17 protein-coding genes and 1 tRNA gene are annotated in these 23382 nt (G+C 64.0%); 14 read left to right on the forward strand and 4 right to left on the reverse strand.

All coding sequences use genetic code 11. The features are described from left to right. Positions 1–68: 68 nt before the first annotated feature. Together katG and mutS are read right to left on the reverse strand one after the other, a co-directional pair. On the reverse strand, positions 69–2228 hold the full coding sequence (katG, locus tag IHE49_RS02435) for a catalase/peroxidase HPI (protein WP_192154569.1): 2160 nt from the start codon (positions 2226–2228) through the stop codon (positions 69–71). Positions 2229–2390: 162 nt separating this feature from the next. Further along, a complete protein-coding gene (gene mutS, locus IHE49_RS02440; protein ID WP_192154571.1) occupies positions 2391–5012 on the reverse strand; it encodes a DNA mismatch repair protein MutS in 2622 nt (873 codons plus the stop codon). 74 nt (positions 5013–5086) lie between these two features. Here mutS and IHE49_RS02445 point away from each other — a divergent pair, with 74 nt between their 5' ends. The 6 genes from IHE49_RS02445 to IHE49_RS02470 all read left to right on the forward strand — a co-directional run bounded on the left by IHE49_RS02445 (position 5087) and on the right by IHE49_RS02470 (position 10964). Beyond that, positions 5087–5596 (forward strand): CinA family protein, encoded by a 510-nt coding sequence (locus IHE49_RS02445; protein WP_192154573.1) that lies wholly within the window; start codon positions 5087–5089, stop codon positions 5594–5596. A 124-nt stretch (positions 5597–5720) separates the two neighbouring features. Next, positions 5721–6755, forward strand: a complete 1035-nt coding sequence (recA, locus tag IHE49_RS02450; RefSeq protein WP_192154575.1) for a recombinase RecA — start codon at positions 5721–5723, stop codon at positions 6753–6755. A 393-nt stretch (positions 6756–7148) separates the two neighbouring features. Next, entirely contained in the window at positions 7149–7643 is a 495-nt protein-coding gene (locus tag IHE49_RS02455) for a regulatory protein RecX (RefSeq protein WP_192154577.1), read from the forward strand. Between the two features lie 47 nt (positions 7644–7690). After that, complete coding sequence (gene alaS / locus IHE49_RS02460) at positions 7691–10342, forward strand: alanine--tRNA ligase (RefSeq protein WP_192154579.1); 2652 nt, start codon at positions 7691–7693, stop codon at positions 10340–10342. A 256-nt stretch (positions 10343–10598) separates the two neighbouring features. Next, entirely contained in the window at positions 10599–10799 is a 201-nt protein-coding gene (csrA, locus tag IHE49_RS02465) for a carbon storage regulator CsrA (RefSeq protein ID WP_192154581.1), read from the forward strand. A gap of 72 nt (positions 10800–10871) precedes the next feature. Then, positions 10872–10964 (forward strand) — tRNA-Ser (locus tag IHE49_RS02470). A 463-nt stretch (positions 10965–11427) separates the two neighbouring features. On the opposite strand, the gene IHE49_RS02475 is transcribed toward IHE49_RS02470, so the two are convergent. Both IHE49_RS02475 and IHE49_RS02480 read right to left on the reverse strand, forming a co-directional pair. Continuing rightward, the gene (locus IHE49_RS02475) at positions 11428–12801 is read right to left on the reverse strand and encodes a sigma-54 dependent transcriptional regulator (RefSeq protein WP_192154583.1); all 1374 of its coding nucleotides are present in this window, start codon (positions 12799–12801) and stop codon (positions 11428–11430) included. After that, positions 12798–14501 (reverse strand): ATP-binding protein, encoded by a 1704-nt coding sequence (locus IHE49_RS02480; protein ID WP_192154585.1) that lies wholly within the window; start codon positions 14499–14501, stop codon positions 12798–12800. Before IHE49_RS02480 ends, IHE49_RS02475 begins: the two co-directional genes overlap by 4 nt. A 261-nt stretch (positions 14502–14762) precedes the next feature. Here IHE49_RS02480 and IHE49_RS02485 point away from each other — a divergent pair, with 261 nt between their 5' ends. From IHE49_RS02485 to asnB, 8 genes are all read left to right on the forward strand, one after another. Next, the gene (locus tag IHE49_RS02485; RefSeq protein WP_192154587.1) at positions 14763–15866 is read left to right on the forward strand and encodes a porin; all 1104 of its coding nucleotides are present in this window, start codon (positions 14763–14765) and stop codon (positions 15864–15866) included. 45 nt (positions 15867–15911) lie between these two features. Continuing rightward, the gene (locus IHE49_RS02490) at positions 15912–16373 is read left to right on the forward strand and encodes a hypothetical protein (RefSeq protein WP_192154589.1); all 462 of its coding nucleotides are present in this window, start codon (positions 15912–15914) and stop codon (positions 16371–16373) included. 171 nt (positions 16374–16544) lie between these two features. Beyond that, a complete protein-coding gene (locus IHE49_RS02495) occupies positions 16545–17633 on the forward strand; it encodes a glycosyltransferase family 9 protein (protein WP_192154592.1) in 1089 nt (362 codons plus the stop codon). 119 nt (positions 17634–17752) lie between these two features. Then, positions 17753–19285: a glycosyltransferase family 39 protein gene (locus IHE49_RS02500; RefSeq protein ID WP_225578108.1), complete on the forward strand. Its 1533-nt coding sequence runs from the start codon at positions 17753–17755 to the stop codon at positions 19283–19285. 32 nt (positions 19286–19317) lie between these two features. Then, positions 19318–19572 carry a lipid-A-disaccharide synthase N-terminal domain-containing protein gene (locus IHE49_RS02505; protein WP_192155403.1) on the forward strand — a complete coding sequence of 85 codons (255 nt, stop codon included), beginning with the start codon at positions 19318–19320 and terminating at the stop codon, positions 19570–19572. A 5-nt stretch (positions 19573–19577) separates the two neighbouring features. Then, complete coding sequence (locus tag IHE49_RS02510) at positions 19578–19886, forward strand: lipid-A-disaccharide synthase N-terminal domain-containing protein (protein WP_192154596.1); 309 nt, start codon at positions 19578–19580, stop codon at positions 19884–19886. Next, a complete protein-coding gene (locus IHE49_RS02515) occupies positions 19883–21406 on the forward strand; it encodes a glycosyltransferase family 39 protein (protein WP_192154598.1) in 1524 nt (507 codons plus the stop codon). The genes IHE49_RS02510 and IHE49_RS02515 overlap by 4 nt, the downstream gene beginning before the upstream one ends. A 42-nt stretch (positions 21407–21448) precedes the next feature. Continuing rightward, on the forward strand, positions 21449–23359 hold the full coding sequence (gene asnB, locus IHE49_RS02520) for an asparagine synthase (glutamine-hydrolyzing) (RefSeq protein ID WP_192154599.1): 1911 nt from the start codon (positions 21449–21451) through the stop codon (positions 23357–23359). The last annotated feature ends 23 nt before the right edge of the window (positions 23360–23382 follow it).

Consider the following 23382-nt stretch of genomic DNA (forward strand, 5'->3'; position numbering starts at 1 on the left):
CAGGCAATGGAAAAGGAAACCGGTGTCGCGTGACGCCGGTTTCTTTATCTGCAACGCCGCGCCGCAGATCAGGCCAGATCGAAACGGTCGAGGCTCATGACCTTGGCCCACGCTGCCACGAAGTCGCGCACGAACTTCTCCTTGCCATCGGAGCTGGCGTAGACCTCGGCCAGCGCGCGCAGCACCGAGTTCGAGCCGAATACCAGGTCGACGCGGGTGCCGGTGTACTTCGTCACGCCGGTCCTGCGGTCGCGGCCTTCGAACAGGTCGCCGGCTGGCTTCCATTCGGTGGCCATGTCCAGCAGGTTGACGAAGAAATCGTTGCTGAGCACACCGGGGTTGCCGGTGAACACGCCGTGCGCGCTGCCGTCATGATTGGCGTTCAGTACACGCAGGCCGCCGACCAATGCGGTCATCTCCGGTGCGGTCAGGGTGAGCCGTTGCGCCTTGTCGATCAGCAGATGCTCGGCAGGGACATCCGATTTCGCCTTGAGGTAGTTGCGGAAACCGTCGGCATACGGCTCCAGATAACCGAAGGATTCGACGTCGGTCTGTTCGGCGCCGGCATCCACGCGGCCCGGCGAGAACGGCACCTCGACGGCGATGCCCGCCGTCTTGGCCGCCATCTCGATGCCCACGCCGCCGGCCAGCACGATCACGTCGGCCAGCGAAGCCTTGCCGGAGGCCTTCTGGATTTCTTCCAGCTTCGGCAGCGCCTTGATGACCAGCGCGTTGACCGCCCAGTCCTTCTGCGGAGCCAGCCGGATGCGCGCGCCGTTGGCGCCGCCGCGCTTGTCTCCGCCGCGGAAGGTGGAGGCCGAAGCCCAGGCCAGCGAAACCAGTTGCGACACGGTCAGGCCTGAGGCGGCGATCTTCGCCTTGAGGTCGGCGATGTCGGCGGCGCTGGGGTGATGCGTGGCCTTGGGCAGAGGGTCTTGCCAGAGCAGATCTTCCGTCGGCACTTCCGGACCGAGGTAGCGCGCCTTGGGGCCGAGGTCGCGATGGGTCAGCTTGAACCACGCGCGCGCATAGGCGTTGGCGAACGCCTGCGGATCGTCGCGGAAATGGCGCGAGATTTTTTCGTAGGCGGGATCGAAGCGCAGCGACAGGTCCGTGGTGAGCATGGTCGGCCGGCGCTTCGGCGAATCGGCGGTGGGGCCGGGGATGATCGCGTCGCTGCCCTTGGCGACCCACTGATGCGCGCCGGCCGGACTCTTTTCCAGCTCCCACTCGAAGTCGAACAGGAACTTGAAGAAGTCGTTGCTCCATTGCGATGGCGTGCGCGTCCAGGTGACTTCCAGGCCGGAGCCGATCGCATCCTTGCCCTTGCCGCTGGCGAACGTGCTGGCCCAACCCAGGCCCTGCTGCTCCAGCGAGGCGGCTTCCGGCACGTCGCCGACGTGGCTGGCCGGCGCGGCGCCGTGGGTCTTGCCGAGGGTGTGGCCACCGGCGATCAGCGCCACGGTTTCCTCGTCGTCCATGGCCATGCGCGCGAAGGTCTCGCGGATGTCGTGTGCGGCGGCGAGCGGGTCGGGGTTGCCGTCGGGGCCTTCCGGATTCACGTAGATCAGGCCCATCTGCACGGCGCCCAGCGGATTGTCGAGCGTGCGCTCGCCGGGCTTGCCGTGCGAATAGCGGCTGCCCGGCGTGCTGCTCGCCGCCAGCCATTCGGTTTCGTTGCCCCAGGACACGTCGAGGTCGGGTTCCCACACGTCCTCGCGTCCCGCGGCGAAGCCGAAGGTGCGGAAGCCGCTGGATTCCAGTGCGACATTGCCGGCCAGCACGATCAGGTCGGCCCAGGAAATCCGCTGGCCGTATTTCTGCTTGATCGGCCACAGCAAGCGGCGCGCCTTGTCGAGGCCGACATTGTCCGGCCACGAATTGAGCGGGGCGAAGCGCTGCTGCCCGCGCCCCGCGCCGCCGCGCCCGTCGCCGACGCGGTAGGTGCCGGCGCTGTGCCAGGCCATGCGTATCATCAGGCCGGCATAGCTGCCGCCGTCGGCGGGCCACCAGTCCTGCGAATCGGTCATCAGCGTCAGCAGGTCCTTCTTCAGCGCGGTGTAGTCGAGTTTCTTGAATTCGTCGCGGTAACCGAACGTCTTGCCCAGCGGACTGGATTTTTCGGAATGCTGGCTCAACAGGTCGAGCCGCAACTGGTTCGGCCACCAGTCGCGGTTGGTGGTCCCGGTGATCGTCTGGTGGAAGGGGCACTTCGCTTCGGCGGACATGGGCTCTCTCCTCGTGCGTGGGGTGGCCCGAACCAATCTACGCAGCTCCAGCCATTCGTGGAATTCGAATATTCCAATACCGGCGATAGTGCGAGACTATCGTCTGGCGTGAAGCCGCGAGTATGTCGGGCAGGCCGTGATGGAGAGGTGTCGATGCCGCTCTCAGCGCAGCTGCTTGAGCCGGTAGAGCGCTTCCAGCGCGTCACGCGGCGCCAGCGTATCGGGGTCGATGGCATCCAGCGCATGTTCCACCGCCGAGGGCGCCGACGGAGCGAACAGGCCGAGCTGCGGCGAGGCATCGGCGGCAGGTGCCGGTGCGCCGACGTGCGCATGCATGCCGTGCTCCAGTTCCGCCAACGTGCGCCGGGCATCGGCGATCACTGCCTTCGGCAGGCCGGCCAGTGCCGCCACCTGCAGGCCGAAGCTGCGGTTGGCAGGGCCTTCCTTCACTGCGTGCATGAACACCAGTTGCTCGCCGTATTCGACGGCGTCGAGATGCACGTTGGCGATGCCGGAAAATTCGTTGGCGAGTTCGGTCAGCTCGAAATAGTGTGTGGCGAACAACGTGAAGGCCCGGCTCGTTGCGGCCAGATGCACCGCTGCAGCGCGCGCCAGCGCTAGGCCGTCGTAGGTGCTGGTGCCGCGGCCCACTTCGTCCATCAACACTAGGCTGTGCGCAGTGGCGTTGTGCAGGATGTTGGCGGTTTCGCTCATCTCCACCATGAAGGTGGACTGGCCGCGCGAAAGGTCGTCGCCCGCGCCGATGCGGGTGAAGATGCGGTCGACAGGACCGATCACGGCGCGGCTGGCCGGCACGTAGCTGCCGATATGGGCGAGCAGCACGATCAGCGCGTTCTGCCGCATGTAGGTGCTCTTGCCGCCCATGTTGGGGCCGGTGATGACCAGCATGCGGCGGGCGTCGTCGAGGGCGAGGTCGTTCGGCTCGAACGGTTCCTCGCGGACCTTTTCCACCACGGGGTGGCGGCCGCGCTCGATGGCGATGCCGGGTTCGTCGGCGAGTTCCGGCACTGCCCAGTCCAGCGTCTCGGCGCGCTCGGCCAGCGTGGCCAGCACATCCAGTTCCGCGATGGCGGCGGCAGCCTGCTTGAGCGGTTCCAGTTGCCCGGTGAGCGTGTCGAGCAGCGCCTCGTACAGCGCGCGCTCGCGCATCAGCGAGCGTTCCTTCGCGCTGAGTACCTTGTCCTCGAACTGCTTGAGCTCCTCGGTGATGTAGCGCTCGGCGTTCTTGGTGGTCTGGCGGCGCGTGTAGTGAGTAGGCGCCTTGTCCGACTGCGCCTTGCTGATCTCGATGTAGTAGCCGTGCACGCGGTTGTAGCCCACCTTGAGCGTGGGGATGCCGCTGGCAGTCTTCTCGCGTTCTTCCAGTTCCACCAGGTACTGGTCGGCGTGGGTGGACAGCCGGCGCAATTCGTCCAGCTCGGCGTCGTAGCCGTCGGCGATGACGCCGCCGTCGCGTTGCAGTACCGGTGGCTGCGCCACGATGGCGCTTGCAAGCAGGGCGGCACTATCGGCGTGGTCGCCGATACGCTTCACCAGCGATTGCAGCAACGGAGCGGGCTCTTGTTGAAGAGTGCGGCCATGGATGGCCGCTTCTTGATCTTCGCACTCATGGATGAGCGCACTGATTACGGGCGCTGCCAACAAGCCATCACGCAAGGTGGAGAGATCGCGCGGCCTTGCCGAACGCAGCGCCACACGCGCGAGAATGCGCTCCAGATCGCCGATGCCGCGCAGTTGATCGCGCAATGCCTCGTACTGGCGGTTGTCGATCAGCGCGCCGGTGGCGTGATGGCGCGCACGCAGCACCGCGCGCGAACGCAGTGGCCGGTTGAGCCAGCGGCGCAGCAGGCGCGCGCCCATCGGCGTCACGGTTTCGTCCAGCACGCCGAGCAGGGTGTGTTCGGTGCGGCCGCTGGGATGCGTGTCGAGTTCCAGGTTGCGGCGCGTGGCGGCATCCAGCGCGATGGTCTCGCCGGCGGATTCCACGGCCATGCCGCTGAGATGCGGCAGGGCGCTCTTCTGGGTTTCCTCAACGTAGCCGAGCAGACAGCCGGCGGCGCCGATGGCCAGCGGCAGCTGGTCCACGCCGAAGCCGCCGAGGTCGCGCGTGCCAAAGAAACGGTTGAGTTCGCGCCGTGCGGCGTCGCTCTCGAAATGCCATGGGGGCCGCTTGCGCAGGCCGGGCAGTGCGGAAACCAGCTTCGGCCAGGCCACGCTTTCATCCACCAGCGTCTCGGCCGGCTGCAGGCGCGCGAGTTCCGCGGCCAGCGCTTCGACGCCCGGCACTTCGCTGAGCAAGAAACGGCCGCTGGAGAGATCCACCCAGGCGAGACCGTAGCCGTCCTTCGCGCCCGCGCTGATCGCCAGCAGCAGGTTGTCGCGACGCTCCTCCAGCAGCGCGGCGTCGGTCACCGTGCCCGGCGTGACCACGCGCACCACCTTGCGCTCCACGATGCCCTTGGCCAGCGCCGGGTCGCCGATCTGTTCGCAGATCGCCACCGACTCGCCCAGGCGTACCAGCTTGGCCAGGTAGTTCTCCACCGCGTGGTAGGGCACGCCAGCCATCGGGATCGGTGCCCCCGCCGACTGCCCGCGCTGGGTCAGCGTGATGTCCAGCAGCCGTGCCGCCTTGCGCGCATCGTCGTAGAACAGCTCGTAGAAATCGCCCATGCGGAAGAACAGGAGCACGTCGGGATGCGCCGCCTTCGCGGTGAGGTACTGGCGCATCAGCGGGGTGTGCAGGGAGAGATCGTCTTGGCTCATGCGTAATTGCGCGTGGGTGGAACAGGGTGGCCGATCCGCGTTAACGTGCCGGTCTTGAAGAGCGGGAGTCTCGCATGGAGTTGTCGTCTGTTCCTACCGATGCCGAATTGCGCGGGCTGGCGCAGGCAGTGGCGGACGAGACCCAGCGCCAGCGGCTGATGCTGGTCACCGCCGAATCGTGCACCGGCGGCTGGATCGCCAAGACGCTCACCGACCTGCCGGGCAGTTCGGTGTGGTTCGCCGCCGGCGTGGTGACCTACAGCTACGAGGCCAAGCAGGCGCTGCTGGGTGTCGATCCGCGCACGCTGGAGCGTGTCGGCGCGGTGAGCGAGGAGGTCGCACTGCAGATGGTTGCCGGCGCGCTGGCCCGTTTCGGCGCCGGTGTGACGGTGGCAGTCACCGGCATCGCCGGCCCCAGCGGCGGCACCGCGGACAAACCGGTGGGCACCGTCTGGATCGCCTGGAAGCGGCGCGGTGGCTATGCCCATGCGCAACTGTTCCAGTTCGCCGGCGACCGCGAAGCGGTGCGCCGCCAGACCGTGGCCGCCGCGCTCGCCGGCCTGCGGAAAACCCTGACCGAGTGAGGCGTTGCCTGCCGACGGTAAGGCTTGACCGGTGTGGGATACTTCATGTTCGCCGTGATCGCAGCCCGTGAGATGCAGCCCGGGCATCATGGCCCCACATTCGCAGCCAACCGGAACCAAGACGATGGATGACAACAAGCGCAAGGCGCTCGCCTCTGCCCTCGGCCAGATCGAAAAGCAGTTCGGCAAGGGTGCCGTGATGCGCATGGGCGATCGCACCAACGAGGCGATCGAAACCGTGTCCACCGGTTCGCTGGGTCTGGACATCGCGCTGGGCGTGGGTGGCCTGCCGCGCGGCCGCGTGGTCGAAATCTACGGACCGGAATCCTCGGGCAAGACCACGCTCACCCTGCAGGTGATCGCCAACTGCCAGAAGAACGGCGGCACCGCGGCCTTCGTCGACGCCGAGCATGCGCTCGATCCCACCTATGCCCAGAAGCTTGGCGTGAACGTGGACGATCTGCTGGTCTCCCAGCCCGACACGGGCGAACAGGCGCTGGAAATCGCCGACATGCTGGTGCGTTCCGGTGCGGTGGACGTGGTGGTGGTGGATTCGGTGGCTGCGCTCACGCCCAAGGCCGAAATCGAAGGCGAGATGGGCGACTCCCACGTCGGCCTGCATGCCCGCCTGATGAGCCAGGCGCTGCGCAAGCTCACCGCCAACATCAAGAAATCCAACTGCCTGGTGATCTTCATCAACCAGATCCGCATGAAGATCGGCGTGATGTTCGGCAGCCCCGAAACCACCACCGGCGGCAATGCGCTGAAGTTCTACGCCTCGGTGCGCCTGGACATCCGTCGCACCGGTGCGGTGAAGAAGGGCGAAGAGGTCATCGGTTCCGAGACCCGCGTCAAGGTGGTCAAGAACAAGGTGGCGCCGCCGTTCCGCCAGGCCGAGTTCGAGATCCTCTATGGCGAAGGCACCTCGCGCGAAGGCGAGATCATCGAGTTGGGCGTGGCGCAGAACCTGATCGACAAGTCCGGGGCCTGGTACAGCTACAAGGGCGACCGCATCGGCCAGGGCAAGGAAAACGTCCGCCAGTTCCTCAGGGACAACCCCGCCGTCGCCAACGAGATCGACGCCGAGCTGCGCGTCCGCCTGCTGGTGAGCAATGCAGGCAAGGCTTCGGCCTCCGAGGAGGCGCTGGAAGAAGCCTGATCGCATTGCGCCTCCGCCCCGCGGAGGCGCAATCCTCGGTCTTCAGATACGGCGCGGTGTGGCCGCATGGCAGGTCGTATCGCTGTGAGTCGATCCGAAGTCCTCGACACAGCCTGCTCGTAGGTCCGACGTCAAGTCAGGCCACTTCTCTTGGTTCCTTCTCTTGACTCGGGGCATTCCCGGATCGAGTCCGGGACAGGCTCTGCCCTCTGCCCTTCGGGCCGGCTTCGCTGTTCGCCGCCGCTCCTGCGGTGGCGTGCGCCAGCTAAAGAAGGAACTCGGACGCTGGCAGGCGGCCGAAACTGCCCTGTCGCTTGCGGCAGGCGTTCGAAAGTCCGCCGCAGGCGAGCTAGCCTGGGGCAAATGCCGAATTTGGCGATACGGCAAGCTCCCATGAAGCGCAAGCAGAGCGACAACACCGGCAAACCGCGCTCCAGCGCCTACGACAAGGCACTGGGCCTGCTGGCCCGCCGCGAGCAGTCGAAACGCGAACTCCGCCGCAAGCTGGATCAGGGTGGCTACGCCGGCGAAGAGTCTGACGCAGCCTTGGCCAGGCTGGGCGAGCAGCATTACCAGGACGATGAACGCTTTGCCGCCATGCTCCTGCGCAATCGCGCTTCGCAAGGCTACGGCCCCGCGCGCATCCGCATGGAGCTGAAAACCCACGGTTTGGCCGATGCGGCGATCCGCCGCCTGCTGGACGAATCCGAAGTGGACTGGCAGGCGAGTGCTGTCAACCAGCTACGCCGCCGCTACGGCGGCAAGGCCGCCGCGGATCGCGAGGAGCAGGGGAAGAGGGCGCAATTCCTCCTGCGGCGCGGTTTTTCCGCCGCCACGGTAAGATATGCGACCCACGCCGAAGTGGACGAAGCCGACGAGGAGACTTGATCGCGGCGGAGTAGCGGCGTACCTCCTCGCAGCCATTGCCGTCACGAATGAAAACCGCCGACATCCGTTCAACCTTCCTCGACTTTTTCCGCGCGAAAGGCCACACCATCGTGCCCTCCGCGTCGTTGGTGCCGGCCAGTGACCCGACTTTGCTGTTCACCAACTCGGGCATGGTGCCGTTCAAGAACGTGTTCCTGGGCAGCGAAAAGCTCTCCTATGTGCGTGCGGCCGACGTGCAGCGCTGCCTGCGCGCGGGCGGCAAGCACAACGACCTGGATGCCGTGGGCTACACCGCGCGCCACCACACTTTCTTCGAGATGCTGGGCAACTGGTCGTTCGGCGACTACTTCAAGCGCGAAGCGATCACCTGGGCATGGGAGCTGCTCACCCAGGTGCTCAAGCTGCCGCCCGAAAAGCTCTGGGTCACCGTCTACCACACCGACGACGAGGCCTACGACATCTGGCACAAGGAAGTCGGCGTGTCGGCCGAGCGCATCGTGCGCATCGGCGACAACAAGGGGGCGCCGTTTGCTTCCGACAACTTCTGGCAGATGGCCGACACCGGCCCCTGCGGTCCGTGTACCGAGATCTTCTACGACCACGGCGCGGACGTGGCCGGTGGCCCGCCCGGCTCGCCCGACGAGGACGGTGACCGCTACATCGAGATCTGGAACCTGGTGTTCATGCAGTTCGATCGCGCGCCCGACGGCACGCTGTCGAAACTGCCCGCGCCCTGCGTGGACACCGGCATGGGCCTGGAGCGCCTGGCCGCCGTGCTGCAACACGTGCATTCCAACTACGAGATCGACCTGTTCCAGCACCTGATCAAGGTGGCGGCGGAACTGACCGGCACGAAAGATCTCGCCAACCAGTCGTTGCGCGTGATCGCCGACCACGTGCGCGCCTGCTCGTTTCTGATCGTGGATGGTGTGCAACCCTCCAATGAAGGGCGTGGCTATGTACTGCGTCGAATCATTCGTCGAGCGATTCGCCACATTTATAAATTGCACGGGCTAAGCGCGGACGGATATTTCTGGCGCATGGTCCAGCCATTGGTTGAAGAAATGGGTGAGGCTTATCCCGAGCTCATTGAGCGGCAACAATTTGTCGAAGAAGTCCTTAAGGCGGAGGAGAGATCCTTCGCTCAAACTTTGGACTCGGGGATGATGCATCTTGAGAGCTACCTGCATCAGAGCAAAGGACACCTGACTGGAGAACACCTTTTCCTCCTTCATGACACTTACGGATGTCCGCCCGATTTGATTGCGGACGTAGTTCGTGAACGAGGGACGAAGGTCGACGCGGAGGCTATGGCCGGTTACGACGTGCTAATGAACGAGCAGCGCGAGCGCGCCCGCGCCGCGGGCAAGTTCGAGGCCAAGGGCCAGATGCCGGCGGAACTCGCCAGCCAGCTCGCACCCACCGTCTTCCTCGGCTACGACGCTTTGGCTGCGACCGGAAGCAAGGTGCTGGGCATCGTGCGCGATGGCCGCCAGGTCGGACAGCTCGACGAAGGCGAACAGGGCTTCGTGATACTCGACCGCACGCCGTTCTACGCCGAATCCGGTGGCCAGGTGGGCGATACCGGTACGTTGTCGCAAGCCGGCGGCCGCTTCGAGGTGGCCGATACATTGAAGATGGGCGGCGTGTTCTTCGGCCATGCCGGCACCTGGCATGGCGTGCAGCCGCTGAAGACCGGCGACGTGGTGGACGCGCAGGTTGACACCGCACGCCGTCAGTCCATCGTGCTCAACCATTCCGCCACCCATCTGCTGCACGCCGCGCTGCGCAAGGTGCTGGGCACGCACGTCACGCAGAAGGGTTCGCTGGTGGCCCCCGAGCGCCTGCGCTTCGATTTCGCCCACCACAAACCTCTGAGCCGTGGAGAGCTCGCCGAGGTGGAGGCCCTGGTCAACGCCGAGGTGCGCCGCAACGCGGCCGCCGAAGTGCGCCACATGGCCTACGACGACGCCATCGCCTTCGGCGCCATGGCACTGTTCGGCGAGAAATACGGTGACGAAGTGCGCGTGCTGAAGATGGGCGAGTTCTCCACCGAGCTGTGCGGCGGCACCCACGTGGGCCGCACCGGCGACATCGGTCTGTTCAAGGTCGTGGCCGAGTCCGGCGTGGCCTCCGGCGTACGCCGCATCGAGGCGGTCACCGGTGCCGGCGCGTTGGCCTTCGTGGGCGACGAGGAGCGTCGCCTCGGCGAGCTGTCGCACCTGCTTTCCAGCAGCGGCGACGATGCCGTCGAAAAGCTGCGCCAGTTGTTCGACAAGCAGAAAAAGCTGGAGCGCGAGCTGGAATCGCTGCGCGCCAAGGCGGCCGGATCCGCCACGGCTGAGCTGGCCGGCGACGCACAGGATGTCCAAGGCATCAAGGTGGTGGCCGCCAGGTTGGAGGGGCTGGACGCCAAGGCCTTGCGCGATAGCGTGGATCAGCTCAAGCAGCAACTGGGCGACTGCGTGGTCCTGCTGGCGGGTGCGGCGGACGGTCGCGTCTCGTTGATCGCCGGCGTGCACGGCGGCGCGCTGGGCCGCATCAAGGCCGGCGACGTGGTTGCGCACGTGGCAAAGCAGATCGACGGCAAGGGCGGCGGTCGGCCAGACATGGCGCAAGGCGGCGGCATTGACGCGCCCGACCTGTCAACGATCCTGGCGGGCCTGCCGCTGTGGGTTTCGGACCAGTTGAGGGCCTGAACAGGGTATTCATTGCGATGAGTAAAGGCGTACTCGTGCGCATTGCGCCAAGGATGGATGCTCGTTAGTATCGTTCGAATCCCCACGGTTGCAGTTTGCGGACAATGAATGATTGCCGCGGCAGGTAGCCGGGATGGTGAGCCGGGAAGGCGGTAGGGCCTTCGACGGATCGATCGTCGAACTGTAGTGATGGAGGCTCAGGGGTGAGGCGCCATCGTCTGCAGGTCTGGAACCAGGAACCAATGGAGCAGCAACCATGTTGATTCTGACCCGCAGGGTTGGCGAAACCCTGATGATCGGCGACGAGGTGACCGTCACCGTTCTGGGCGTGAAGGGCAATCAGGTGCGCATCGGTATCAATGCGCCCAAGGACGTTGCCGTGCATCGCGAAGAAATCTACCAGCGCATCAAGAGCGGCCACGAGCCGGGCACTGGGCACGGCGACGAAAACCACTGATCCACGGCCTTCGGGCTTTACGCCGAGTCGACCGGCAGGTATCCTTGCCGGCTCGCAGCGACACCAAATCCCGGAGAGATGCCCGAGTGGCCGAAGGGGCTCCCCTGCTAAGGGAGTATAGGGTCAAAAGCCTTATCGAGGGTTCGAATCCCTCTCTCTCCGCCAGTACTGCGAAGCCCCTGTTTTACAGGGGTTTTTGCTTTTTCGAGGCTGGGTTTCGTCGCTCCGCACTGAGCTGATATGCGTACTCCAGTTATCTCCGATTGGCACCCTTAGGCATCTGGCACTTTCGACAGAGATTTGTCTTCGCATCAAGAACGTGAGACAGGCAGGCGTGAAGTGACTCGCAGCCTTCGTCCACTGGAATTGCTGACGGCGCATCAGCATGCGTTAGACCTAGCCCGGGTTGACCTCGATGCTTCGATCAGCGCCGCCCCGTTGCGTTCTGCTTTCAATGACAAGGCCCTGAGGACCCAGGGAGTCCGCTACGCCTCTCGGCTTCCTGGCTGCACCTGGGCACCGGTCGTCATGCATTCCCGGACCACGCCAGCGGAGGATCTTGGCTAGAACTTCCGCCAGAACTTGGTCAATTTGTTCGCGGCCATTGGCGGGTGCCGGGCAATCCGGTCTAGCTCTCCACCTTATATGTCTTGAGCTTGTACCAGAGGGTCCGTTCGCTGATGCCAAGCAGGCGGGCTGCTGCCGCCTTGTTATTGGCGCTACGCGCCAGCGCTGATTTGATGAGTCGACATTCGAGTTCTTCGACTTGAGCCTTCAGGTTGAGGGAACCTTCATTGTCGACAAGCGTGACGGGTGGTGCGGAGCGGCTGGGCGGCTGATGGACCAGCTCCACCGGCAGATGCGCCAGGGTGATCTCTTCGCCACGGCACAGAACAACCGCGCGCTCCATGATGTTCTCGAGTTCGCGCACATTGCCGGGCCATTCATAAGCTTCGAGACGCTGCAGCACATGCGAATCCAGGCTGGGCACGGCACGACCCAGCTCCAGCGCATGTTTGCGTAGAAAGTGATTGGCCAGCAGGGCGATGTCACCTCGGCGATCGCGAAGTCCTGGCACATCGATGCGCACGACGTTGAGGCGGAAATACAAATCCCGCCGCAACGCGCCGCTTTCCACCGCTTGCTGCAGATCCCGGTTGGTGGCCGACACGATCCGCAGATCCACCGGAACCGTTCCGTTGGCTCCCAGCCTTTCAATGCACCCTTCCTGCAGCACGCGCAGCAACTTGACTTGCAGGTTGGCGGGCATCTCGGTGATTTCGTCGAGAAAGATCGTGCCCGTGCTGGCCAGCTCGCATTTCCCGACGCGATCGCGCACGGCGCCGGTAAACGCACCTTTGACATGTCCGAAAAGCTCGCTCTCCAGCAACTCTGCCGGGATGGCTGCGCAGTTGATCGGCACGAACAAGCCCGTCCGACCAGAGGCTTCGTGGATGGCGCGTGCCACCAGCTCCTTGCCTGTGCCGGTATCTCCGACAATGAAGGCATTGCTGCGTGTTGACGCCACCTGGCGGATCAGCTCGTAGAGCGATTGCATGGCGACGCTTGTTCCGACGAAGGCACCCCAGCCGCGCGAAACCTCCTCGCGCAGGAAGCTGTTCTCGCGCTGCACAGCCTGCATGGCCAGCGCCCGGGTGACCGCCATTTCGACGGTCTCCATTTCGAATGGGCGAATGATGTAATCGACCGCGCCGAGCTTCATGGCCTCTACGGCCGTTTCGATGGTGCCATAGGCCGTCATCACGATGACGGGAACGTCCATGCCCCGCTCGCGCAACGCGGCGAGCAGGGCAATGCCGTCCATGCCCGGCATGCGCAAGTCGGTCAGGACCAGGTCGACAGCTTGTTTTTCGACAATGGACAGCGCCGCGGCCCCGTCCGCGGCTTCGGACACGATATGCCCCATTGCCTTGAGCGACAGCTCCAGGATGCGCCGCATCTTGGCTTCGTTGTCGACTATGAGGATGCGCTTGGCGCTCATCGATCCTGCCTGTTCATTGCAAAGGTGAGATTGAAGGATGCCCCGGCCCACGGGCTTTCGCCCACGGCGATCTCGCCACCATGCACATGCACGATCTGTTGCACGATGGTCAGCCCGAGGCCGATGCCACCTTCGCGGCGGCTGAAAAAGGGATCGAAGATGGCTTGCCGAAGTGCGAGGGGTACGCCGGGTCCGTCGTCCCTCACGGAAATCTGCAATACCGGACCGTCGAGTCGCGTGGCAATCTGCACGTGTCCATGGTCGCCGACAAATGCGAGTGCGTTCAGTACCAAGTTGAGCAGTACCTGCATGATCTGCTCCCGGTCGCACAGGAAGATCAGTTCTGGCTCGGCGAAGCTGCAGGAGAGCGAAACATCTGCCTTCTCGGCCCGCGACGCCAGAATGCTCAGCACACTGTCGATGATGGCATGCAGATCGTGCGGTCTGAAATCCGGTTGCGTCGGGCGCGCGCATTCGAGCAACAGGGTCACCAGGCGATTGAGCCGCTCGGTTTCGCTGAAGATGAAGCCGATGAGCTCGCGTTCCCGCTCCCCCAGTTCGGGTTGCCGCTGCAACAGCTGCGCTGAATTGCGCAGGATGCCGAGAGGCGTGCGTACTTCGTGCGCCATGATCGCCGCCATTTCCCCCACGACCGCGAGCTTGCCTGCGCGTACGACCTGCTCGCGCGACTTCGCCAAGTCATCGATCATCTCCGCGTAGGCGTGATGCAGCTCCTTGAGTTCGAGGATGTTGGTGGCTGGCAATGGCACCAGGGCTACGTCGCGTTGACGGAAGCTGCGCGTGAAATCGGTGAGGGTCATGATCGGCAAGGCGATGCGATGGGCCAGATGCGAAGAGATCCACAGACCGGCGATCAGGGTCAGCACGAGAACCACCAGCATCGCCCACAACAAGCGCCATATCGGCCCGAAGGACACAAGAGTGGGCTCCACCATCACGATGTGCCAACCTAGGCCCTGGAATTGCTGATAGCCCTCGGATCTGGCCACGCCTACCAGAACCGTGCCGTAGCCCAGCACGCCGCCATCGCGCACGTAAGACACGGCACCATGATCAGGCAGGCGCCAGTTCAGCGTCAGTCGACCCACATCGATGCGTGCGCGCAGCGCGGCAGACGCCGCGATCACGTGGCCATTTTCATCAAGCAACAACAGGCTCCGCGGCCCGTGGTCAACGGCATCGTCCAGCAGTTGCTGTGCGACATGCCGGTCGAGCACGGCATAGAGATAGCCAAGGCTGCCTTCACCGAATGCATTGGGGATCGCCGTGCGCAAAAGGGTCGTTCCGCCATCGGCATCGGGAACCCGTGCCAGGCTCACGCCGCCGAGCCTGTCGCCGGGAATGACGCGCCAGGACCTGGCGACCGGCGCCATCGTCCCGATATAGGCCGCTTGGCTGGCCGCGACCACCCGCCCATATTCGTCCGTGCACAGCAGGGCAGTGTAGGCACTTCCCTGTCCTGCATGCAGGTCCGAAAGAAAGTGCGACAAGCGCTTGTCCACGTCGTGGATGCGGATGTCCTGCATGACCTCCAGCCCGCTCCACACGCGCATGTTCTCGATATGGGAGAACAGCAAGGTATCGATGCGCTGCATGACCGTGCTGGCGCCGAACCGGAGGTTCGCCGCGATCTCCGTTCTGAGCGCGGTGCGGAACTGGTAAAACGACAACGCGCCCACGACCAGCACCGTGCCCAGCAGAGTCCAGAACAGCAGGCGAAAAAGGGCGGCTCGTATTGTCAATTGAATGCCGTCGCGTGAGGGTGGTACTGGGGGCGCCCATGGTCAGGGGTGCTGTTTTGCGGTCTCCTATCCCAGTGTCGCAGAATTCGTGCGGCGCCGATCCGACATGGGGAGTGCGCCTTCCTTGAGGTTTCGCATACTCGACGACATGGCCCATACGTGTCGGCTCCGCTCCATGCACTTGCCGGTAACAACTCCATGAACAGGTACCTGTGCCGCTTTTTGCGCTATGGCGTGGCCGCCTTGCTGTTCGGGCTTGCGCACGCATCGGTAGCCGTGGCTGCCGACAGTGGCAACGCAAGCAGCGTTTGGCAACCGGCCCCTTACACGCTGGGCCAGGGCCTGTACTTCCCCGGCACGGGGCTGCGGATAGGCGGTTACGCGGACTTCAACTTCTATGACGTCCAGGGCACCAAGACCAGTTACAACGTCCACGACTTCAGCCTGTTCCTGACCCAGGACATCGGGGCACAGTGGCAGTTGTTCACCGAGATCGACGCTGCCAACCCGGTGACCAGCCGGGGACGCACCGATGTCGACGACGCCGAGCTGGATGTCGAGCGCCTGTACGTCGACTACCACGCAAACCCGTACGTCAACTTCCGCTTCGGCAAGTTCCTCACCCCCGTCGGCGAGTGGAATCTGGTGCATGCCGACCCGCTGACCTGGACGATATCGCGACCGCTTTCGACGTCGGCGGCCTTCGCGCTCCATGCTACGGGCGCCATGATGTTCGGCACGCTTCCCGTGCATGGGAACGACCTCGATTACTGGGTGTTTGCCGACGACACGAAGAACCTAAGGATCGGCGACGACCAGGACAATGCGTACACCAATTTCGGTACGACGGAGACGCTGCAAAACAATTTTCGTCAGGCAGTCGGTGGCCGGGTGCTGTACCACCTGTTCGGGGATTCGCTGAGCGTCGGCGCTTCTGCCCTCAGCTACGAGCTGGAATCGCCTCGCGACAAGTACTTTCTGAGCGGCCTCGATTTCAGCTGGACCACGCATTACATCGATTTCACCGGCGAGGCCATCTATCGCAGCAGCACCGACCGTCGACCCGACGAACGCGGCGGATTCGTGCAGACAGAAATACCGCTGTGGCGCCGGTTCTACCTGATCGAGCGCTACGAGCGCTACCGCTCCTCGACACCGGAGCAGACCAGCACCATCCGCACCACGGCCATCAACTTCAAGCCGATCGAAGGCATCGTCCTGAAGATCGAATACCGTGACGGCAACCACAACCTGCTGCTGGCCCCCACCGGCTGGCTGGCCTCCGCCGCGATCCTGTTCTGACGAGCCATGCGCGGACGCATCCGGCAATGGTTGGAACGACTGGCCATGGGGGGCCTGCTGACGTTCGCCCCGGCGTCCTGGGCTGCATCGTCGCAGATGGCCATCATTACCGCGCCCGATGCGCCTCAATTGACCTTCAATCAGGACACGCTGCGCAACGTCTACCTGAAGAGGATCTTCGTGGACGACCATGGTCGGAGGCTGACCCCGGTCAACCTCCCGAGCGGAGATTCCCTGCGTGACGCGTTTGCGCACGCGATCCTGCACATGGACGGTGTGCAACTCCAGGATTACTGGAACAAGCAGTACTTCCAGGGTGTGAGTCCACCCTACGTGCTTGCGTCGCCCGATGCCGTTGTCCAGTTCGTGGCGAAGACGCCAGGTGCGATTGGCTACGTGGCGGCATGCCAGGTGGACGCGTCGGTACGTGTGGCGATGACCATCACGCTTCCATCCAAGCCGGGCAATGAACTGCCGGCGTGCCCGGAGCGTCACGCGTCACCCTGAAGCACGCGTCGGCACGCCAATTCGTGCAGACAAATTTTGCAGACTGCATGCCGGCCCGTCTCGAAAGGAGGGCGTCTTTTCCATGTGCATCAAATAGTTGTGCCAATGGCACGGAATTCGCTGTGCGCGTAGCAACAGCGTCCGTCCCATCCACTTCTACGTTGGTGCCGCTTGAATCAGATTCTGACTCGCCGCTGCGATACCCCGCTTCCACGCAAGGGAGTCTTCCGCATCCTGATCTGCCGGCCCAACCATCGCCTTGGCAACACCGTTCTGCTGACGCCACTGATCAGCGAGCTCGAACGGCACTACAAGGGGGCGGAAATCGATGTCATTTCGGAGGGCGACATCGCCAAGGAAGTGTTCGCCAGCTTCTTCAGCGTGCAGAACGTGTATTGCTTGCCAAAACGTGGCTTCAAGCATCCGCTTCCGTTCCTGCGGCTGATTCGACGCGTGCGCGGAACGCATTACGACCTCATCATCGATCCCTGCGTCGGCTCCGGCTTCAGCAGGACGCTGACGCGTCTGCTTCGGGGCACGTACAAGCTCGGCTTCAGCGACAACCCGAAACGCGATGGCTTGACCCATGCGGCGCCGACCGACATCGCGGGGCAACACATGGCCAAGCGGCCGGTGAATTTGTTGCGCTGGGCCCTGGAACTTGAAACCACCCGTCAGGACAGCGTGCCCACGCTCGACATTCGATTGACCGACCCGGAGATGGATAGCGGCCGCCGCGCAATCAACCAACTGCTGTCCGAATCCCGGCAAACCACGTCCCCTCCGGTGGTCGGCGTGTTCGCCAATGCCACGGGCGAAAAGCGGTATCCCATGTCGTGGTGGCGCGAGTTCATCGACACCTTCAAGCTGCTTTGCCCGACGGCCAGCATCATCGAGCTGATTCCCATGCATGGGCGTTCGATGCTGGGCGCGGAGTGGCCAGCCTATTACTCGTCCGACATACGCCGCATGGGCGCGGTGATGGCAGGCGTGGATCTCATGATCACCGCCGACTGCGGCGTCATGCATCTCGCCGTGGCGTCGCGGACGGCAACCATAGGCATGTTCTGCGTCACCGATGCGTCCGTGTACGCACCTTACGGACAAGGCAACTGCCCGCTCCAGACCCCCGGCCTGACGGCGCGCCAGGTGGCTTGCCGGGTGGTGGAGAACTACTCTCAACTGCTGGGGCGCGACGCAAGCATGCCTGCGTCCTCGCGCCATGACGACGTGTCCTTGCGGCAAGCGCTGGCGCCATGATCCCGTCGCGGCCGCCAGGCCACGTTCTTTCACGTGAATCCATCGCGCGACTACTGCCCTATGTTTGGTTGCCGCTCTGGGGCGGCATGGCGCTGGTTGCCATCTTCCAGCATGGCCCCATGCCCATGTATTCGACACGGACGCTTTCCGTGGCGTGGGAGATGTGGCTTCACCACAGCATCCTCGTGCCGTACCTCAACGGCCTCCCCTACAGCGACAAACCGCCGTTGCTGCTATGGCTGATTCAGCTGGGCTGGGCCGTGGCCGGCGTCAATGATGTCTGGCCACGCCTGCTGGAGGTGCTGCTGGGCGCCATCGAGCTGCTGCTTGCATGGCGCCTGGCACGCAATCTGTTTCCGCAGGACACGCGCATCGCGCACGCCACCGCGTGGATCCTGCTGGCCTTCACGTACGGGTTCCTGTTCGGCCTGCAGGTCATGTACGAAGTGTTGATGGCCGATTGTGTCCTGGCTGCTCTGCTGTGCCTGGCACCAGCCGTGCACGGCAGGGCCCCGCATTTCGGTGGATTCCTGCTAGCCCTCGGCCTCGGCTTGCTGACCAAGGGACCCGTGGTGCTGTTGCATGCCGGCGTGCCCTGGTTGCTTGGCCCGCTGTGGAGCGAATGGGCGCGACAGAACCGCCGCAAGTGGTATCTCCATGGCGGCATTTGCTGCGTAGCTGCTTGCGCCGTGCTTATGGCGTGGGCGCTCCCGGCGGCATGGATCGGCGGCAAGTCGTACCAGCGCATGCTGCTGGTGCACCAGACCGCGGGCCGCGTGGTCGACGCCTTCGCCCACGCACATCCGTTCTGGTGGTATCTGCCGTTGCTCCCTGTGCTGGCATTTCCGTTTACGCTCTGGCCTCGCGTGTGGGTTGCGTTGCTGCGCTGGCGTCTTCCGCTGGATCCCGGTGCGCGCTTTCTCCTTGCGTGGCTGATCCCGGTACTGCTTGGCTTCTCGGTCATCAGCGGCAAGCAGGCGTACTACTTGCTGCCCGAGTTCGCTGGCATGGCGATGGTGATGGCGGTCGCGCTCGCCCGTGCCGAGGCATCGGGTGCGGTGTGCAGTCGCTGGCTGTCGCCCTGGCCGCTTGCCCTGTTGCTTGCGGCAACAGGAGTGGCCCTGCTCGGGCTGGATAGGCTAGTTGCCCGCCATGCACTGTCCGATCCGTTGTATCCCGTCATGGCCTCCCACAGCCCGCCATTCGGCGTGTTGTATCTGCTGTTGGCCCTGGTTCTGGCCGTGCCTCGCAAGGGTGAGCTCTATCGCGTGGCGGGCGTGGGGCTCGTGGCAGCCGTAGCGGCGAACGGCCTCTTCAGCCTGACCTTGTGGCCGGCCTACGACTTCGCACCCGTCAGTCATCTGGTGGCCGAGGCGCAACGGGAAAATCGCCCCGTAGCCAGCTTCGAATCGAACGATGGCCAATACACCTTCCTTGGCCGCCTTACCCGACCGGTCGAACAGCTGCACAGCACGAATGCGCTGCAGCAGTGGTCGGGCGAGCATGCCAATGGACTCGTCATCGTCTATCCGAAACGGCTGAGCGAGGCGGATCACTCGCAGGCGATCTACGTCCAGCCGTTCCGCGGCATATCGCTGGCCGTTTGGCCGGCGCAGGCCCTGGCAAAAGCTTTGCCGCAGGAGGATCTGTGACTGGAAACGGCGCCCTCTGGCTGGTCGTTGGCATGGGCAGCCAATTGGTTTTTTCGTCGCGTTTCCTCATGCAATGGATCTACAGCGAGTGGCGACGCGAAAGCAGCATTCCCATGTCGTTCTGGTATGCGAGCGCCGCGGGGAGCATCGGTCTCCTTGCTTACGCCATCGAGCGGCGCGACCCGGTGTTCATCGTCGGGCAGGCCACGGGGCTGTGCGTGTATTGCCGCAACATCCAGTTGCGCCGGCGCGAAGCGCGCGCCGATATCGCGGAGGCTTCGCGATGAACCACATGGATGCTCGATCCGTCTGGTTGGCAGTCGGCCTGCTGGGTCAGGCGTTGTTCGGCGCACGCTTCGTCGTGCAGTGGTTGCACAGCGAGATGCTCGGCAAGAGTCGTTTCCCACGAGCGTTCTGGCAGATCAGTGTCGCCGCCGGCATGCTGATTCTTGCCTATGCCATCCATCGGCGCGATCCGGTTTTCATTGCCGGGGAGGCGATGACGCTGGCGATCTTCTGCCGAAACCTGCAGCTGATCGGCCGCAGTACGTCGACCAAGGCTGCGACGGAGCGCCACCCCGTTCCCCGGAGTGCGCCATGACCGGAAGCGTCGACGTACGCGTCGTCGGCAGAAGTGCCGCTGCATTGCGACCGTCGCAGGCACTGCTGTGGATCGTTGCCTTGGGTCTTCTTCTCGGCTTCGCCTTCCAGGGCTCGCGCGGATTGTGGGGGCCGGACGAAGGGCGCTACGTGGATGCCGCACTGCAAATGCTGGACTCGGGCAATTACATGGTGCCGTCCTACAGTCCGGCCGAACTCAACTTTTCCAAGCCGCCGCTGACGTATTGGGTCATCGCCGAATCCATGCAGTTGTTCGGGCGAAACACCTGGGCGGCCCGACTGCCTTATGCGCTGGCCTACCTCGCCACGCTGCTCGTCCTGTTCGCGATGGGGCGCAAGGTTTGTCCGTACAAGCCGTGGTTGCCTCCGCTGGTATACGCCACCTCCATCTTCACCTTCCTGACGTCGAACATCATCAGCACGGATGTGTTGCTGACCTTTGCCGAGGGCCTCGCCGCTCTCGGATACATGATGTTTGCGTGGCCCGGTTCCGCGTCAGAGTCGCGGCATGGCCGCTGGTTGATGTGGCTTGGGTTTGGCCTCGCGTTTCTCACCAAGGGGCCGCCTGGCCTGCTCCCATTGCTGGCGGTCATTGCCTTCACCGTGCTGTGTGAGGGCTGGCGCGCCGTGGGCCGCCTGTTTGCGCCCGCCGGCCTGTTGGTGTTCCTGGTGGTCGGTTTCACCTGGTATGCCCTGGCGATTTCCCGATATCCGTGGCTGTTCCATTACTTCATCCATGACGAGGTTTATGGACGGATCTTCACGCATATGTACGTGCGGCACTCGGGAGCCTTCGGCTGGATCCTGGTTTACGCCCCCGTGCTGATATTCGGCAGTTTGCCGTGGTGGGGCGGTGCAGCGGGTGCGGTCAGGGCAGCGGCAAGCCCCTCGTCGTGGAGGATGTGGCGGGCGACGCATTCGATCCACCTGTTCCTGCTCTTGTGGGTCGCCATTCCCTTCGTGATTTTTTGCCTGGCGAAATCCCGGCTTCCGTTGTACCTGCTTCCGCTGTTCCTGCCGTTGGCCTTGCTCGTGGCGTCGCGCATGGCGCCGACGTTCGATCTTGCGCTCCGCCGCAACGCGCTTCTGCTGGCCGCGTGGCTGGTGGTTCTGCTGGTGATCAAGGCCTTGCCCGCCCATGGCTACGGCGCGGACATCGACGATGGCGTTGGCTCGCGGGAAGTGGCGGCGACCACCGCCGGCATCGGTTACCGCGCACTCGTGTTCGTGGAGAGAGCCACCGACGGCTATGCCATCGAAGAGCAGACGCCATGGGGCATGCGCTTGTACCTCGACAAGCCCGTCTACGGCGTTCGTTGGATGGATGCGGACGCAGCCATGCAGATATGCGGCGCCATCAAGGCGCAGGGCCAGTCGTTGCTGCTGGTCGATCACACCATCCCCCGGCGGGATCTCGACGATGCATTGGGTCGCTGCCGCGCGTCGATCACGCCGGTCGGCGCGTGGCGCAAGGACCTGTTGTTCGTCGCGGGCATCTGACGCGCCCGGCCTTCACCCGCAATCCACCAGGAACTGGCGAACATGTGCGGCATTGGCGGCGTCTTGATGAATCACCACGATGGCTCCCATGAGGCGATCCTGCGCCAGGTGCAGGCCATGCTCTCGGCGATGCGGCATCGCGGTCCCGACGGGCAAGCCGAATACGTCGACGAAAGCGTCGGCCTGGGTGCCAACCGGTTGGCGATACGCGGTGTCGATCAGGTGCAACCCCCGCTGTTCGTCCACGAGTCCGGCGTGGTCGTGGCTTGCAACGGCGAGATCGACAACCACCGCGCCCTACGTACCTCGCTCGCCGCGCAAGGACACGTGATCGGTTCGAGCAGCGACATCGCCGTCATCGCACCGCTCTACCTCGAGAAAGACCTTGGTTTTCTCGAACACCTCGATGGCGTGTTCGCGATGGCGTTGTGGGATCCCCGGAAAGGGCGCCTCATCCTTGCCAGGGACCGCACCGGGGAAAGGCACCTGTACTACGCCGTGTCCGCGCAAGGCATTTGTTTTGCATCGGAGTTCGCTGCATTGCAGGTCGCTGTACCGGCGCATGCGGCGATGGACCGGCAAGCGCTGGGACACTACCTGCGGTCGGGTTATTGCCCGTCACCGAGGACACTGCTTTCCCAGCAGTTCAAGGTTTGTCCCGGCGAGATGATCGTGCGGGAAAGAAACAGGACGCGCTACACGCGCTACTGGGCGCCTCCCATCGGCAGGAGACAGACTTCTCCGCCCAGCGCATCCGCATTTGACGCCATCTTCCGCAATGCGGTCGAGCGACAGACCGATGTCGACGTGGATTACGGCGTGCTGCTCAGCGGTGGACTGGATTCGTCGCTCATCACGGCCGTGACGCGCAGGGTGCGGCCGGCGCACCGGCTCAGGGCTTACTGCGTCCGCTTCGAGGAAAGCTCCTTCGACGAAGGAAGCGGCGCGCAAGTTGTCGCCCGCATGCACGGCTGTCCGCTGACTACGGTTACGCTCGGCGCAGCCGAGGTGCCGCAGATGCTCAGGCATCTCGTCCGCACGACGGGGGAGCCATTGGCCGATCCGGCATGGTTGCCGCTGTTTTCGGTAACCGGGCACGCATCCCGCGATGTCAAGATGCTGCTTGCCGGTGAAGGCGCGGACGAATTGTTCGGCGGGTATCCGACGTATCTTGGTGCGTTGTGGTCGTCGCAATACGGCAGGCTGCCGGCAACCCTTCGCAGGGTGGTCCGGCGCGTTGTCGATGGGCTTCCCGTAAGCGACAAGAAAGTCGCCTTGTCCTTCCTGCTCAAGAAGTTCGTCGACGGACAAGCACACGATGGCCTGACACGACATCTGCTCTGGAACGCGAATCTGTCGCCGGAGTGGATCCGGCGGCTGGGCATGGACTGCCCGATGGATCAGGCCGAGCACCATGGGCTGCCTCTGCTCGACCTGGTTCAAAGCTACGATTTCGAGCATTCACTGCCTGATGCCCTGATGGCTAAGGCCGACCGCGGCGGGATGTGTCATGGCCTGGAGATCCGGGCGCCGTTTCTCGACCGGGCGGTGATCGAATACGCGAGCACGTTGCCGATAAACGCCAGGATCAAGCGGCTTCGCACCAAGGTTTTCCTGAAGAACTATGCGCGTCGCTATCTGCCGCCGGAAATCATCGAGCGCCGAAAGCGCGGCCTTTCTGTGCCGCTTGGCCAATGGTTGCGCGGACCTCTTCACGGCTGGGCAACGGGAAGGTTGCTGAGCGAGGCTCTCTGCAACGTTGGCATCCGGACGGACGCGGCCCTGGCGCTGATGGAGGAACACATGCAGCGAAGGGGAGATCATGCGCGCGGCCTATGGAACCTCATCGTGCTTTCCGAATGGCTGGAATGGGCCAAGGAAGCTCAGGGAGAAGTCACTCCAGTGCACGAACTGCCGACACAGGCGGCACCCTTGTGCGCGTCTTCGTTCTGACAACAGAAACCTGACTCTTCCGG

The sequence above is a fragment of the Rhodanobacter sp. 7MK24 genome, from assembly GCF_014842995.1.
Lineage (GTDB): Bacteria > Pseudomonadota > Gammaproteobacteria > Xanthomonadales > Rhodanobacteraceae > Rhodanobacter_A.